The following is a 14,619-nucleotide window of genomic DNA, read 5'->3' as shown; positions in this document are numbered from 1 at the left end:
AGGCGGAGGCGGAGAAAACGCGTCAGACAGGCGGTGTCCAGCCGGGCGGGGCGAGCTCGAAGCCGCCGAAGCGGAAGCCCGGCGCCACCACGCAGCCCACCAGGCTCCACTCGCCCAGGGAACGCGCGCTCTGCCACGCGTCGGCGGGCACGATCCCCTGGGGCCGCTCACCGCCCGCGAGGTCGGGTCCCAGGCGCAGACGGCGAACCTCGCTCCCCTCCCAGAGCGCCAGCTCCACCGCCGCCCCCGCGTGGTGGCACCAGACCTCGGTGGCGTCCACCCGGTGCCAGTGCGAGACCTCGCCCGCCCGCAGCAGGAAATAGATCGAGGTGCACACGGGCCGCCCGTCCACCTCCCGCGCGTCGGAGTGAATCTGGACGTAGTGCCCGCCTTCCGGGTGAGGTTCCAGGCCCAGCAGGCGGATGATCTCCTCGGCGGTCACCGTGCTCCCCGTCGCCACTGGTTCGCCCGTTCGCCCCGCGCCGCCAGCGTCGCCGTCTCGCGCACCCGTTTCTCGCGGGTGGCGGCGGTCTTCGCCTGCGCGATCCATTCGAGGATGCCCCGCCTCGCGCTGCGGGGGAAGGCGTCCCATTGCTCGCGTGCGCCTTCCTCCGCCAGCGCTGCCTCCAGGTCGGTCGGCACCTCCAGCGCGTCCACCGCGTCGAGGAGGGTCCACGAGCCGTCCCCGATAGCCGCGTCGATCTTCGCCTGTCCCGCCGGAGTCATCAGGCCCGCCGCCTGCATCCGCTCCACCCGGGCTTTATTGACGGCACTCCAACCGCTGCCGGGCTTGCGGGGGGCGATATACAGCATGGAGCGTGCCCCGTCGAGCTTGCGCGGCTTGGAGTCGATCCAGCCGAAGCAGAGGGCCTCTTCCACCGCGTCGTCCCCGCTGAGGTTGACTGGACCCGCCGACTTCTTGCGCAGCACGAGCCACACGCCCTTTTCCGTGTCGTGGCGGGCTTCGAGCCATACCCGCCAGTCCGCTCGGGAGTCCGGCTCGAAGGCGACGTCGGGCAAAGTCACGGGGAGACCTCCACGGCCCGGGAGGCGTTCCAGCGTTCGGGCAGGGTCGGCGTGAAGATGTAGCCGCCCTCCAGCGTGCCCAGCACCTCGCTCCGTTCCAGACCCCAGCGGTGGGCGTACAGGGCGATGTAGGCGCAGAGGATGGCGTCGGTGCGGTCCTCGTGGTTCTTGAGGGCGCGGCCACGCAGGGCGGCGGGGTTCACGGAGAGGTGGGCGTCGAGCCCGGTCAGCGGCGGGTCGGCGTGTTCCAGCGCAGCGAGGTGGGGGTGCAGGCTGATCCAGGCGGCGTCCATCACCTCGCGCGCCTGTCCCTTGTTCTTGTACTTGAGGGTGCGGCTCAGTCCGAAGAGGGCGACCGTCGCCGGGTGCGGATAGACCTCAACAACTCGGCGAACGGGTTTTCCAGCCGGAATTCGGGGGTCGTGGACGAAGCCGCGCGCCTCTAGACCCTGTGTCAGCGCCTCTCCCCGAACGACGCCCGCCGCGTCGGCCAGCCGGGTGCGGTTGGTGGGGTGGGCCGACGCCTGGAAGCGTCCGAACACGGCCCCGACCTCCGCCTCGGCAAGGCGGCGCCCGGTGACGTTGGGGACGGTGAGCGGCGCGTCAATGGCGACGATGGCCGGACCCTCCCCGGCGTGGGCCTCCACGAAGGCGAGGACGCTCGCGTCGTCCGAGAGGAGAGCTGTGTCCAGGAGCCGCCCGCCTCCTGCGCCCCCCTCGATGACGGTGCCACCCGTGGGGTTACGGGCGGACCAGGCGAGGTCGAGGCCGATGAAGCGCATGGAACACGTTACCGGAAGAGGACACTCCTCTGCACTCAGCCGCCCGCGCGCCCTTCCAAGTGACGGGCGTACCACTGAGGCTGCGTGCCGTCCAGATCGGTCACACCGTAGAGGTCCGCCAGCTCACCCACGTTGAGAATGCGCCCGGTGTGCCGGGAAACCTGGGGATCGCCGGCCAGGGCGACGATGCCCCGGGCGGCGTAGTGGGGCGTCTCGGTCTGCCCGGCGAGTTCCTGCTCGGTGTGGTGCTGGAGCATGATCTCGGTGCGCATCCACCCGGGCGCGACCCCGACCACCGCGATCCCCCGGTCACGCAACTGGTGCCCGAGAGCGTAGACGAGGCGGTTTTTCGCCGCCTTGCTGACCTCGTAGGGCACCCAGCCCGGCGGCTCGTCGGTGTGCCAGGTGGTGGAGACGATCAGGCCGCGCCCCTGCCCGGCCAGGACGTGTTTCAACGCCAGCAGGCTGGTGACGTAATCGCTGTAGGCCCCCGCCAGCAGCATGTTCCGCAGTTGTTCCAGGGGTTCGTCCCAGAGCTCCGGGGCGCTGCCGCCCACGTCCCCGTCGTGCGCGCCCCAGGCGTTGTTCACCAGCACGTCCAGCCGCCCGTGCGCGTCCGCGATGTGCCGGATGACGGCCTCGACCTGCGCGGGGTCGGTGTGGTCGCACCTCAGCGGCGTAGCCTGACCACCTGCCGCGCGGATGGCGTCTGCCGTGTCGTCAACCGTCGTCTGGGGCAGCGTCACCTGCGTACTGTGCCCCCGCGTGCTGCGGGCCGTCACGATCACGTGGGCGCCCGCCGCCGCAAGTTCCAGCGCAGTGGCGCGCCCCAACCCGCGCGAGGCCCCGGTGACCAGGGCGACCTGACCCGCGAGTGGACCGCTCATGCCCGCTCCTCCGCCGAGACAACCTGGCCCCGGGGCGGAGTGGGCAGACTGCCGAACAGCATGGGATCGGCGTCCAGCCGCCCCCCCAGCCGCCACAGCCACGCGCTCAGGAGGTGGCGGCGGTGCGCGTCCACGGTGAGGACGTGGGCGAGCATCCCGCCGTAGGGAAAGACCTCGGGCGGCTCGCACAGGGCGTCCACGAAGGTCTGCCGCCACCGGCCCTCCGCCTGCACCTCCCGGGCGAGGGCGCGGAAGGCGGGAAAGGCGACGTTCACCCGCGCTTCTAACCCGTCCGGGGTGCGGTCCCGGTTCTCGGTGGGCAACTCGCCGCCACGCACCGCCGCCACCCAGACCTCCTTGTTCATGACCAACTTGTCGAGGAGGTCGCGCAGCGTGCGGTCGGGCGCCTCGAAGCTCAGGGGTTGCGCCTCCCCCAACGGCGTGTCGAGTGCTCGGCCCGGCAGGGCGCGGGCGTGTGCGAGGGCCTGACGGACGAACGCCTCGTCGAAGGCGAGCAGGTGGTCGAGCAGGTCCATATGATCCTCCGTCCGCAGGGCGACCCCCAGGGACTGAAAGTGAATGCCGTCAGGGGAAGGGAGGACGTGAGAACGCAGGCCCACCCGGCGGTACAGGCTCGGCGAGGTGCCGTAGGCGCGGGAAAAGGCGCGCGTGAAGCCCTCCAGGGAGTCGAAGCCCGCCTCCAGCGCAATCTGCGTCACGCTGCCCGCCGTGTGCCGCAGCGTCCACGCCGCCCGTTCCAGCGTCAGCCGACGGCGAAAGGCCGCCGGACTCTCCCCGAAGCGCGCCCGGAAGAGCCGCGCCGCGTGCGAGCGGCTGAGGTTGACCCCGCGCGCCACGTCCTCGCCCCGCCGCACCTCCCCGAGTTCGCCCAGCAGCAGGGCGAGGAGCGCCGCCGCCCGGTCTTTGCCCCCTGAAGTCGCCATGCCCCGTCAGCGTAAGCCGGGGGAACGGGAAGCGCCTGACCGTTTGTGCTTCCCTATCCCGGCTCACAGACCCCCCCGCCGTACCTGTCCCGGTACACCACGTACGCGAGCCCCAGCGTGGCGAGGGTCGTGACCAGGCTGCTCAGGCCGTAGCTGATCAGGGGCAGGGTCACGCCCGTCAGCGGCAACAGGCCCAGCGCCGCCCCCACGTTTTCAAGCACCTGCGCCCCGAGCTGCCCCAGCACCCCCGCGAAGAGAATCTGGTCCTGCAAGCGCGGCGACTCGGCGGCCATGCCCGACAGCCGCCAGAACAGCGCTCCGTACAGCACGAGAACGGCGAGCCCGCCCACGAGCCCCTGTTCCTCCGCCCACGAGGAGAAGGCGAAGTCGGTGTGCGCCTCGGGCAGGAAGCCGTTGTGCGACTGCGACCCCTGCCTGTACCCCTTGCCCTGCACCCCACCCGATCCGACCGCGATGGTGCTTTGGATGACCTGATACCCCGCGCCCCTGGGTTCCTGGTAGGGATCGAGGAAGATGGTGAGCCGCTTTTGCTGGTACGGCTCCAGGTGCGGGTAGACCAGGGTCGGAAAGGCCACCCCCAGGGCGACCACCGCCAGCAGCGCGTGCCACCACGGCACCCGGGCGGCCAGCATCATCACCCCGAACATCACGCCGAGCACGAGCGCCCCCCCGAAGTCCTGCAACACCACCAGCGCGAGGGCGGGGAGGAAGACCGCCAGGGCCGCCGCGTACGTCTTCGCCCCCTGATACCCATTGCGCAGTACGACGGGCAGCATCAGGATCAGGGCGAACTTGAGGAGTTCGAGCGGCTGGAACTGCACTGGGCCCACCACGATCCAATTCTGCTGCCCGTTCACCTCCTTGCCGATGACGAAGGTGCTCGCCTGGAGCAGGAGCGCCCCCGCGTAGAGGTACGGCGCGGCGCGGTAGGCCCGGTCCCGCCCCGCCCACCACAGCAGGGCCACCGGGACGGCGGCGAGGACGACCCCGATCACCTGCTTGGAAAAGATGCCGGGTGCGGCCCTCGGGCTCAGCGCCGCCGTGCTCACCGTCATCAGGCCGACGACCAGCAGGGCGGCGACCACCAGGGGGAAGCGCAGGTCGTACTTCAGGTTCATGGCCGGATCACCCCTCCAGGCTACTCAGCCGTAGGGGCGGGGAGGTGAAAGGCGAGGGGGCCGAGGAGCGTGTGCCCTCGGCCCCCGCCCTCCCCCAGGCTCAGCGCCCCGGTCGTCCCGCGTTCTCCGGCCTCTCGTCGAGCGCGATGCTGGCCGTCAGCACGACCTGATCACCGCGCTGCTCGACCTCCACGTTGCTGTTGCCCGCCGGGAAGTAGCGCCGCACGACCTCCAGCAGATCGTTGCGCAGGGCGTCCACCTTGCCGGGCGGAATCTGCGCGCGGTCGTAGGCGAGGACGAGTTCGAGGCGGTCCTTGAGGGTCTCCTTGCTGCGCTTGCCCCGGAGCCACGAGAACATGTCAGGCCCCCCCGAACAGACGGCGCAGCATGGCGATGAAGCCCCGGTTTTCCTCCAGGTTCGGGTACGGCACGTCCTCCCCCTTGAGGCGCCGGGCAGTGTCCATAAAGGCCGTCCCCGCCTTCGTCTTGCCCAGCACGGCGGGCTCGCCCACGTTCGTGCTCACCAGGATGCCCTCGTCCTCGGGAATCACGCCGATGGGCTTGACCCCCAGGATTTCGAGCACGTCCGCCTCAGAAAGCATGTTGCCGCTGGCGACCATCTTGGGCCGCAGCCGGTTGATCACCAGCCGGATTTCCCGAATCTGCTGGGCTTCGAGCAGCCCGATGATGCGGTCGGCGTCGCGCACCGAGGAGACCTCCGGGTTCACGACCACCAGGGCTCCCTCGGCGGGGGCGGCGGCGGTCTTGAAGCCCGACTCAATCCCGGCGGGCGAGTCGATCAGCACCCGGTCGAAGCCCTCTTCTTCGATCAGTTGGCGCACCGCCGCGCGGAAGACCTCGGCGTTCAGCGCCTCCTTGTCGCGCGTCTGCGAGGCGGGCAGGAGGTAGAGCGTCTCCACCCGCTTGTCGCGGATCAGGGCCTGCGAGAGGCGGCACTTGCCCTCGATCACGTCGATCAGGTCGAAGACCACCCTCGATTCGAGCCCCATCACCACGTCGAGGTTGCGCAACCCCACGTCCACGTCGATCACGACGACCTTTTCCCCTAAGCGGGCGAGCGCCGCGCCGATGTTCGCGGTGGTCGTGGTCTTTCCCACGCCCCCCTTGCCCGACGTGACCACAATGACCTTGGCATTCATGACGAGGGGCAGTGTACCGCGTGAATGAAAAATCAAGGACACGCGGAGGTGCCTGTCCGCTCTCAGGACCCGGCGGGTTGAGGAGGGGGCGGGTGGGCTGCCGTGTTACGATCTGGTTAGCTGACCAGGAGGGGGCGCCCTATGACCGTCAAACCCAAGATTTGGAAGTTGGAAGACGCGAAGGCCCAGTTCTCGGACCTCGTGCGCCGTGCCCAAGCAGGCCAACCCCAGCTCGTGACCCGGCGCGGGCAACCTGCCGTGGTCATACTGGACGCTTCTCAGTTTCGAGAGGACGAGACAGCGGTGCGGAGCGGCTGGTCCACCTTCGAGGCGGCGCCGAAGATCGAGGAGTTCGAGCCCGTGCGTCTCCCCGGAACCGGGCGCGAGGTTGATCTTTGATCCGTGCTTTCCCTGGAGCTGGGTTCTTGCTGGACACCAATGTCGTCAGCCAGGCCACCAAGCCTCAACCTGCGCCGGGCGTCGTCGCGTTCTTGCGGACTATACCGCTCCCACGCCTTTACATCAGCAGCATCACATTGGGCGAATTGGAGTTTGGGACGGAGGACTTGACCGACCCCTCCAAACGTGCCCGGCTGCGACTGTGGTTGGACGACATCCTCCGTCCCGACTACCAGGGCCGCATCCTGACGCCGGACGACGGGGTGATGACCACCTGGGCGCGCATGATCTTGGCCTCGGGTCGCCGTCCCAAACAGGTTCCCTGCATGGACGCGTTGCTCGCGGCAACCGCCCTGCACCATGACCTGACGATGGTCACGCGCAACGTGGGCGACTTTCAGGGTTTCGGCGTGCGTGTGTTCAACCCCTGGGACGAGCCCCTCCCGATGTGACACCCGCCCTACCCCTCCCCTCCTCCCGCCCTGTAGACTACTCGGCTGGAAGTCTCCGCGCCCTCCCCTGAACTGCGGCGCGTGAGCGAAGGGGAACAGACCTTGACCATTGCAGACCATCCCGTGCCCCGCACGGCGAATCAAACGAAGAAAGTCGGCTTCATCAGCCTGGGCTGCCCGAAGGCCTTGGTGGACAGCGAACGCATCCTGACCCAACTGCGCGCGGAAGGGTATGAGGTGGCCCCCAGCTACGAGGACGCGCACGCCGTCATCGTCAACACCTGCGGCTTCATCACCCCCGCCGTGGAGGAGAGCCTCAGCGCCATCGGCGAGGCGCTCGACGCCACGGGCAAGGTCATCGTGACGGGCTGCCTGGGCGAGCGCCCCGAGAAGATTCTGGAACGCCACCCCAAGGTCGCGGCGATCACCGGCTCCGAGGCCGTGGACGACGTGATGGGCCACGTGCGCGAGCTGCTGCCCATCGAGACGGACGCCTTCACGGGGCTGTTGCCCGTCGCCGCCCCCGGAATGCGACCCGAGCAGGAGGTCACCCGGCACGGCGACGTGTTCGCCCCCTCAGTCAAGCTCACGCCCCGCCACTACGCCTACGTGAAGATCGCGGAGGGGTGCAACCACACCTGCGCCTTCTGCATCATTCCCAAGCTGCGCGGGCGGCAGGTCTCGCGCGACGCGGGCGCGGTGCTGTACGAGGCGTATCGCCTGATTGCGGGCGGCACCAAGGAACTGATGATGATTTCGCAGGACACCTCGGCCTACGGGGTGGACGTGCGGTACCGCGAGTCGGAGTTCCAGGGCGGGCAGGTCCGCGCGCACCTCACGGACCTCGCGGAGCGGCTGGGCGAGATGGGCGCGTGGGTGCGGATGCATTACGTCTACCCGTATCCACACGTCGAGCGGCTGGTGGAGCTGATGGCGCAGGGCAAGATCCTGCCTTACCTCGACGTGCCCCTTCAGCACGCCTCGCCCAAAATCCTGAGGTTGATGCGGCGGCCCGGCGCGGGCAAGCAGCTCGACACCATTCGCCGCTGGCGCGAGATTTGCCCGGAGCTGGCTATCCGCTCGACCTTCATCGTGGGCTTCCCCGGCGAGACGGAGGAGGACTTCCAGGAGCTGCTGACCTTCCTGGAGGAAGCGAGGCTCGACCGCGTGGGCGCCTTCCCCTACTCCGACGTGGACGAGGCGGACGCGAACAAGTTGCCGGACGCCGTGCCCGAGGAGGTCAAGCAGGAGCGCCTCGCCCGTTTCATGGAGGTCGCCCAGCGCATCAGCGCCGAGCGGCTGGCCGAGAAGGTGGGCCGAGTGCTGGACGTGATCGTGGACGAGTTCAACGACGACGAGGACGACCTGCCGGGCACGCGGCTCATTGGCCGCACGAAGGGCGACGCTCCCGGCATCGACGGTCAGGTCTACCTCTACGCGGGGGACTTCGCAGGGCAGGTGAAAATCGGCGACATCGTGCGGGCCCGCATCGAGGACAGCGACGAGTACGACCTCTACGGCGAGGTGGTCGAGCGGCCCGAGTGGCGTCCGAACGTGCCGCTCTTGGGACACTTCGGCAAGCACTGAGCGGGAGAGGACGGGGGGCGCGGGCCGGGTGAGCCGCGCCCCCTTCCTCACCCGGTCCTCGCAAGCCTCCTGTCAGAGCGGGCGGCCTAGACTCGGAGGGTGAGTCTCGACCTTCTCCTCGTGGTGTTCGCGGGTGTCCTCGGGCTGCTCGTGGGCTCGTTCTCGAACGTGCTGGTCTGGCGGCTGCCACGCGGGGAAAACGTCGCCTTCCCGCCCAGCCACTGCCCCGGATGCGACCACCGCCTCGCTCCCCTGGACCTCGTGCCGGTGGGCTCGTGGCTGGCGCTGGGGGGCAAGTGCCGGTACTGCCGCTCGCCCATCAAGTCCCGCTACCCGGTCGTGGAGGCGTTGACCGGGCTGGGGTACGCGGTCATCGCGGCCCTCTTTCCGCTGACGACCTACGGGGTGGGCACGCTGGGGCTGATGGTGCTGTTCACCCTGCTTCTCGTGGCGAGCGCCATCGACCTCGACACCTACACCATCCCCGACGAGTTGACGTTGCCGGGCGTGGCGTTGGGGCTCGCCTTCGCGTTTCTGAACACACGCTCGGGGGCGGCGGAGGCGGGGCTTCCGACCTTCCAAGGAGCGGTTCAGGGCGCCCTCCTCGGCGCGGGGCTGCTCGTCACCATCGACCTGATCGGGTCGTGGGTGCTGCGGCGCTTCCGGGAGCGGCAGTACCCGGAGGCGCCCATCGGCTACCAGCAACTCAGCCTCGCCCTGCTCGCGGGCGCGTGGCTGGGGCCGTGGTGGGGGCTGGGGGCGGCCCTTCTTGCGGCGGGGGTGAACCTCACGGCACGGCGGGTGGTGCGGGTGCCGGAGGTCGTCACGCTGGGCGGCTTCCTCGTCTCCGTGGCGCTGGGGGGCAGCGGGTTCGGGCCCGGCCTGATCGTGATGGTGCAGGGAGCGTTGATGGCGGCGGGGGCGGCCTCCCTCGTCGCGGGCGTGTACTGGTGGCTCAAATCCGAGCCCGAGGGCGAGGCGGACGCCCCCTTCGACCCCTCGGCGATGGGCTTCGGGGACGTGAAGCTCGCCGCCGTGATCGGCGCGTTCCTGGGGTGGGAGCGGCTGCTCGTGGCGGTCGTCGTGGCGGTCGTGGCGGGGGCGGTGCTGGGCCTCTTGCAACTCGCCCTGAAGAAAGAGAACCGGGTGAAGTTCGGCCCCTACCTCGCCCTCGGGGCGGTCGTCGCGCTGGTCTGGGGCGGGGCCATCGTGCAGGGCTACCGGGGGATGCTGGGGCTGTAGGGTCCCGCGGCCTCCTCCTCGACCTCGGGAGGGAAAGCGTGGGCGCCTCCTCGAAAGGGGCGGGGGCCGACGGGGACAGGCACACCAAGACCCTCCTCCCCATTGTTGCGAAGGCGAGGAGGGCTCTCCTGTGCCGAGCTGCCGCCCGTAGTCTGTTTGGCCCACTTGATCACGCCAGACATGAACAGGTTCCGGTTCGCCATGTCCAAGCGTACCCCTTCGGCTGCGGCGTCAGCCCACCTCGGGCCGCGCCAGCACCGTCACCCTCTGCTCCTGCCTGAGCGCCTTGAAACGCACGTCGGCGCTGGCCGTCACCTCCGCCCCCAGAGCATCGGCGGAATCCTGAGCGACCGTCTGGACGAAGAACTCCATGTCGCGCACGACCGGGTGCCCCACGAAGGCGTCGACGTACGCGTCGAGGCTGAACAGTTCGAGTAGCCGCTCGCCCGCCTCGTACCGCAGGGTGAGGGTGCTGCCGGGTGCCGGGTTGTGGGTCGCCGGGCACAGCTCGGGCAGGTGCAGGACGTGTTCGACGACGGTGGGCAGCCCCGGCCTCGCGTTGGCGATGGTCTTCAGCCGCTCGGCGGGAGTGGGGACGGTCACGAGGCGGCGGCGCGGGCAGCGTGACGCACCCGCAGGGCGAACAGGGCGGCGATGGCGTACTTGGCGAGGATGTCGGCGAAGATGATCTGCCCGATGTCGCGCGTGCTCATGTCGCCCCAGAAGGCGAGCAGCGTGAAGATCACCGAGTCGAGCGGCACGCTCACGGCGTTGCTCGTCAGCACACGGGTCCACCAGCTCTTCCGGATCAGGCGCTGGTACACGGCGGTGTCCGCGAGTTCGCCCACCAGGATCGCCAGAAAGGACGCCCCGATAAATCTCCACGGGGTGCCCGTCAGCAGCGCGGCGAGGGTGTTCACCACGAGGGCCGCCGCGATGGCGACGTAGACGGCCTTCAGCCCGCCCTCCCGGTGGATGCGGTCGCGCAGGGTGAAGACCGCCGCGAAAAAGATCGTTCCCACGCTCAGCAGCCCGAAGACGGGCAGGGGGATGAACTGGTTCAGGGTCAGGTTGGCGAGCAGGATGCTCGAGGCGTACAGGAGCGTCAGCAGCACGGGCGTGCGGCGCAGGGCAGGAATAGTCACGGCGTCCTCCGGCCACAGCGACAGAACAGGTCACGGGCCGCGTCAAAAGGTATCAGGTGCACGCCGGGGAGAAAGGGAGGGTCTCTTACCCTGAGCGGCCCAGCGGCGGGGTCAGCGGGACGGCATTCAACGCGCGGGCCAGCTCCAGAAAATCCGGGTCATGTGCCGGACTCGTCCACGCGGGCGACTGCACGAGCAGCACGGCGCTCACCTCGGAGGGGTCGGGCAGGCCCTCGCCGGGAGAGCCCATGCGCCGAAGGGTCACCCGTTCCAACACCCCGGACAGGAGATGCGGCCCGATCTCCGCCCGCGTCCGCCCCAGGTCGAAGCCCTCGGCGACGGGGAGCCCGGCGTGCCAGTCGGGGTAGAGGCAGGTGTAGCGGCGGATGAGCCCCGCGCGCAGCCCCAGCCCCGCCCAGTTGCCGGGCCGCACCCGCCCAGCGTCGCCGCTGAGGCTGAACAGGTCGTGGTGGCTGTCCACGTTCAGCACGTCCTCACCGGGGTGGGCCTCAAGCCACGCCCACGCGTCCGCGTGCGTGAGGGTCACGGTGGTGGGGATGCCCGCGTAACGCTCCAACCCCTTCCAACCGGGATAGAGGGGGAAGTCGGCGGCGAGGGCCGTCCAGCCCGGTGCTCGCGGGTCACGTCTGCGGGCCCGGTCCCGCCACGCCTCCAGCCGGTCGTGCTCACGGTCGGCGGTGCCCCAGATCGGCGCGTCGAAGACGAGGGGAACGGTGCCGCTGAAGGCGTCCCAGTCGAGGCTCAAGAGCATGGGGAGGGAAACCGGGAACGAGGAAAGCCGGGTGGGGGTGACACGCTTCTCCCCTTATCGCACGGAAGGCCACCCCTCGACACCCCCTCTCAACCCCCGAAGGTCCTGACGTAGCTCACGCTCGCCGGGTCGCGCACGAAGCCCAGGCGGCCATTCACGGCGAGCATGGGCGCGTTGTCGCTGGCGTTGTCGGTGCGGATCAGGGTGCCGCCCAGCGCGCGGCCCGCCCGGATCGCGTGCAACTTGAGGAGGGTGGCGACTCCCTGGCCGCGCCACCCGCGGGTCACGCCCGTCAGGCCGGTGAGGAGGTCGGGGCTCGCCTCACTGCGGAAAAGGGTGGTCTGGCCGATCCAGTCCCCCTGATATTCGGCGACGAGGTAGGCGTCTTCGAGCAGGCCGGGGTCGCCGAGGACGGCCTCCTCGAACACCTCGCGGGAGAGGGGCGTGGCGGGTTCCGAGCGGGGCACGTCCCCCCGCACGTCGCTCATCAGGGCGTGAAGGCGGGCGGTGAGGTCGGGCACGGCGGCGGCCCGCAACTCGGCGAGGCTGCGGACGCGCACGCCCCGGGCGGCTAAACGGCCCTCTAGTTCCCGGTAGCCCGAGTCGTCGAAGGTGGTCAGGTCGAGCGAACCCGTGAAGTACCGCTTGTCGCCCACGAAGCCGCGCCGGGTCAGGAAACCGGGGGCGACCGGGTGATCCTCCCGGGCCAGGACGCGGACGGACTCGGCGCCGTGGCGGGTCAGATCGGCCCGCACCGCGTCCCACAGCGCACGTCCCGCCCCGTGGCCCTGCCGCTCCGTGTGGACGGCGCCCTCCAGCGTGTAGCGGCGCGGGTGGTAGGCGCCGGGGTTCTGCGAGTACGAGGCGACGCCCACCACCTCCCCCGCCGGGTCCAGGGCGACGAGGGTGGCGGTGGTGTAGCCCCAGCCGCGCTGCTCGGCGTCCCGCTTGCGGAAGTCGGCGCCGCTGAAGGGGTCGTGGGGCACGGCGAGGGTGTAGACGCGCCCGGCAGCGTCCCACTCGCCTTCCCCAACGGGGCGCACCGCGAACGTCATGCGTCCTCCACCGTGCCGCGCCGCATCTCGATCCAGGCGGGGCGGGGGCGGAAACCCAGGCGGGTGTTCAGGGCGAGCATGGGCGCGTTGGTCGTGGCGTTCCCGGTCCAGACGCTCGCCGCGCCGCGCTCCCGGGCGACGCCCAGGGCCGCGAGCTTGAGGGCCAGCGCCAAGCCTTTCCTGCGGTGTGCGCGGCGGGCGCCGGTCAGACCCGTGTGCAGTTTGGCGGGGTCCACGGCGTCCGTGTACAGCTCGGTCATCGCCGCGACCTCACCGCCCGGGGTCAGCGCGAAGAACACACCCTGCGGCAGGAAGCGCGGGTCGTCTCCGCGCTTGCGGAAGTGCTCGAAGACGATGGGGGTCGCCTCCCCCGTGCGCGGCACGTCCTCCCGAATCTCCACCACCGCGTCGAAGTAGGCGTGCCAGGCGGGCTCCTCCCCCACCTCGGCGATCACTTCGGCGAGGGTGGCCTGGCGGTAGGGGGCGGGGAGACGGGCGGCGTCCTCCCAGGCGGAGGGGTCGAACTCGCCCAACTCCAACACGTTGTCGAAAAAGCGCATGACCTCGGCAAAGCCCTGCCGGGCCAGGAAGGCGAGGCCGCGCGGGCAGTCCTCCTGGGTGCCCGAGAGCAGTTCGCGGGCGCCGCGTTCTCCCAGGTGAGCGTCCATCGCCCCGGCGAGCGCGCGGCCCACGCCCCGCCCCTGCGCCTCCGGGTGGACGAGGAGGTCCACGTGGTAGCGGTCCGGGTGGAACATGCCCGGGTACTGGAGGGCGGACGCGGTGCCGACCACCCGCCCGTCCTCTTCCACCACGACGCGCCACAGGTGGGGACCGCGGGGGTGGTCACGCAATTCGCGGTCCTCGTGGGCGAGGAGGTCCCCGGTCGTCCCGTGGTCGGGCCACACCGTGCCTTGCAAATCGGCGAGGGCCGGGTAGTCGGCGTCCGTGGCCTCGCGGACGTTCACGCCCCACCGCCGAGGTGCAGTTCGTAGCGGAAGTGGGTGGGGCCGCGTTTGAAGCCCAGGGCCCGGTTCATCTCCAGCATCGCGGCGTTGGGCTTGTCGTTCATGGTGCGAATCTCGCCGCCGCCCCGCCCCGCCAGCGCCCGCATCGCCGCCACCTTGAGCGCCTTGGCGACGCCCCGGCCCCGGTCCCCCCGCCGCACCCCCGTCATGCCGATCACGTAGGGGCCGCCGGGGGTCTGCATCAGGGTCGTGTAGGCGACGTAGGGGCCCGTGAGGGGGTCGTCCAGCCCCGGGCGCAGCGCCACGAAGGACAGCTCCGGCGCGAAGGTCGGGTCCTCCACCTCCTGCCTCACCCACGCCTCGAAGGGCCGCTTGGTGAGGGCGCTTCCCATCGGCACGTCCTGAAAGAGGAGCCAGTCGAGTTCCCAGAGCCTGCGGTCACGCTCGGGATCGTCCGCCAGCTCGGCGACGCTGCGGAGTTCGAGGCCCTCCGATTGCACCCGGTCGAGCAGCCCGCCCAGAGAGCCCAGGTCCACCTCCGCCGTGTTCAGGCGCGACTCGTAGCGCTCCCAGGAGACGCAAAAGCCCCGGCGTTCGAGGAAGGCGCGGCCCGGGTCGTGGTGCGGCGCGTCGGTGAGCATGGTGCGGACCTCGCGCGCACCCCGGGCCCTCACTCGCTCCAGCAATGTGTCGTACAGCGCCGAGCCGATGCCGCGTCCCCGGGCGTCCGGGTGGACGGCGAGGTTGCCCCAGTAGCGCCACTCCTCGAAGGCGAAATCGTCGTGGCCGATGCCCCCCGCCCCCACCACCTGCCCGCCCGCCTCGGCGACGGCCTCGGTGTAGAAGAGGGCCGGGTCGCGGGCCCCGTCCCACACGGCGAGGAGGTCGGGGGTGACGGGCCACTCGGGGTTGGCGGCGGTGAGGACGCGGGCCGCACCCGGGTAGTCGTCCGGCTTGCGCAGGGCACGGAGGGTGAAGCTGGTCTGGGTGACGTTCATTGCCCTCATCCTGCTCCGCCTCCCGTCATAGGCGCATCCGCCGCTTGCGCTATCTCGCCTATCCTG

The 14,619-nt window shown here is 70.3% G+C and carries 18 protein-coding genes; 4 read left to right on the top strand and 14 right to left on the bottom strand.

Features of this window, described 5'->3' with window-relative positions; translation table 11 throughout:
• Positions 1-22: 22 nt before the first annotated feature.
• From A7B18_RS13960 to minD, 8 genes are all read right to left on the bottom strand, one after another.
• Positions 23-442, bottom strand: a complete 420-nt coding sequence (locus tag A7B18_RS13960) for a cupin domain-containing protein (protein ID WP_245872889.1) — start codon at positions 440-442, stop codon at positions 23-25.
• Positions 439-1,026, bottom strand: coding sequence for a YdeI/OmpD-associated family protein (locus A7B18_RS13955; RefSeq protein ID WP_102127305.1), 588 nt, complete (start codon positions 1,024-1,026; stop codon positions 439-441). Before A7B18_RS13955 ends, A7B18_RS13960 begins: the two co-directional genes overlap by 4 nt.
• A complete protein-coding gene (locus tag A7B18_RS13950) occupies positions 1,023-1,808 on the bottom strand; it encodes a DUF429 domain-containing protein (protein WP_102127304.1) in 786 nt (261 codons plus the stop codon). Before A7B18_RS13950 ends, A7B18_RS13955 begins: the two co-directional genes overlap by 4 nt.
• A gap of 35 nt (positions 1,809-1,843) precedes the next feature.
• Positions 1,844-2,695, bottom strand: coding sequence for an SDR family NAD(P)-dependent oxidoreductase (locus tag A7B18_RS13945; protein ID WP_102127303.1), 852 nt, complete (start codon positions 2,693-2,695; stop codon positions 1,844-1,846).
• Positions 2,692-3,639 carry a helix-turn-helix transcriptional regulator gene (locus A7B18_RS13940; protein ID WP_102127302.1) on the bottom strand — a complete coding sequence of 316 codons (948 nt, stop codon included), beginning with the start codon at positions 3,637-3,639 and terminating at the stop codon, positions 2,692-2,694. The genes A7B18_RS13945 and A7B18_RS13940 overlap by 4 nt, the downstream gene beginning before the upstream one ends.
• A 53-nt stretch (positions 3,640-3,692) precedes the next feature.
• Entirely contained in the window at positions 3,693-4,778 is a 1,086-nt protein-coding gene (locus A7B18_RS13935) for an FtsW/RodA/SpoVE family cell cycle protein (protein WP_245872888.1), read from the bottom strand.
• A gap of 100 nt (positions 4,779-4,878) precedes the next feature.
• Entirely contained in the window at positions 4,879-5,136 is a 258-nt protein-coding gene (gene minE, locus A7B18_RS13930; protein ID WP_102127301.1) for a cell division topological specificity factor MinE, read from the bottom strand.
• A 1-nt stretch (position 5,137) separates the two neighbouring features.
• Complete coding sequence (minD, locus tag A7B18_RS13925; protein WP_102127300.1) at positions 5,138-5,938, bottom strand: septum site-determining protein MinD; 801 nt, start codon at positions 5,936-5,938, stop codon at positions 5,138-5,140.
• Positions 5,939-6,079: 141 nt separating this feature from the next.
• On the opposite strand from minD, the gene A7B18_RS13920 reads away from it, so the two are divergent.
• The 4 genes from A7B18_RS13920 to A7B18_RS13905 all read left to right on the top strand — a co-directional run bounded on the left by A7B18_RS13920 (position 6,080) and on the right by A7B18_RS13905 (position 9,618).
• Complete coding sequence (locus A7B18_RS13920; protein ID WP_102127299.1) at positions 6,080-6,337, top strand: type II toxin-antitoxin system Phd/YefM family antitoxin; 258 nt, start codon at positions 6,080-6,082, stop codon at positions 6,335-6,337.
• Between the two features lie 26 nt (positions 6,338-6,363).
• Complete coding sequence (locus A7B18_RS13915; RefSeq protein WP_219722132.1) at positions 6,364-6,789, top strand: type II toxin-antitoxin system VapC family toxin; 426 nt, start codon at positions 6,364-6,366, stop codon at positions 6,787-6,789.
• A 108-nt stretch (positions 6,790-6,897) separates the two neighbouring features.
• A complete protein-coding gene (gene rimO / locus A7B18_RS13910; protein ID WP_180970171.1) occupies positions 6,898-8,376 on the top strand; it encodes a 30S ribosomal protein S12 methylthiotransferase RimO in 1,479 nt (492 codons plus the stop codon).
• Between the two features lie 99 nt (positions 8,377-8,475).
• Complete coding sequence (locus A7B18_RS13905) at positions 8,476-9,618, top strand: prepilin peptidase (RefSeq protein ID WP_102127298.1); 1,143 nt, start codon at positions 8,476-8,478, stop codon at positions 9,616-9,618.
• A gap of 231 nt (positions 9,619-9,849) precedes the next feature.
• Here A7B18_RS13905 and A7B18_RS13900 read toward each other — a convergent pair whose 3' ends face one another.
• The 6 genes from A7B18_RS13900 to A7B18_RS13875 all read right to left on the bottom strand — a co-directional run bounded on the left by A7B18_RS13900 (position 9,850) and on the right by A7B18_RS13875 (position 14,553).
• Entirely contained in the window at positions 9,850-10,221 is a 372-nt protein-coding gene (locus A7B18_RS13900) for a hypothetical protein (RefSeq protein ID WP_102127297.1), read from the bottom strand.
• Entirely contained in the window at positions 10,218-10,763 is a 546-nt protein-coding gene (locus A7B18_RS13895; protein ID WP_180970168.1) for a VUT family protein, read from the bottom strand. The genes A7B18_RS13900 and A7B18_RS13895 overlap by 4 nt, the downstream gene beginning before the upstream one ends.
• 85 nt (positions 10,764-10,848) lie before the next feature.
• Entirely contained in the window at positions 10,849-11,535 is a 687-nt protein-coding gene (locus A7B18_RS13890) for an arginase (protein ID WP_102127296.1), read from the bottom strand.
• A gap of 89 nt (positions 11,536-11,624) precedes the next feature.
• Complete coding sequence (locus A7B18_RS13885; RefSeq protein ID WP_102127295.1) at positions 11,625-12,590, bottom strand: GNAT family N-acetyltransferase; 966 nt, start codon at positions 12,588-12,590, stop codon at positions 11,625-11,627.
• Complete coding sequence (locus tag A7B18_RS13880; protein ID WP_102127294.1) at positions 12,587-13,555, bottom strand: GNAT family N-acetyltransferase; 969 nt, start codon at positions 13,553-13,555, stop codon at positions 12,587-12,589. The genes A7B18_RS13885 and A7B18_RS13880 overlap by 4 nt, the downstream gene beginning before the upstream one ends.
• Entirely contained in the window at positions 13,552-14,553 is a 1,002-nt protein-coding gene (locus tag A7B18_RS13875; RefSeq protein WP_102127293.1) for a GNAT family N-acetyltransferase, read from the bottom strand. The genes A7B18_RS13880 and A7B18_RS13875 overlap by 4 nt, the downstream gene beginning before the upstream one ends.
• Between the last annotated feature and the right edge of the window lie 66 nt (positions 14,554-14,619).

It is taken from the genome of Deinococcus planocerae, from assembly GCF_002869765.1.
Classification (GTDB): domain Bacteria; phylum Deinococcota; class Deinococci; order Deinococcales; family Deinococcaceae; genus Deinococcus; species Deinococcus planocerae.
The sequence above is the reverse complement of the archived record's forward strand: the minus strand, read 5'-3'. Positions and strand labels throughout refer to the sequence as shown.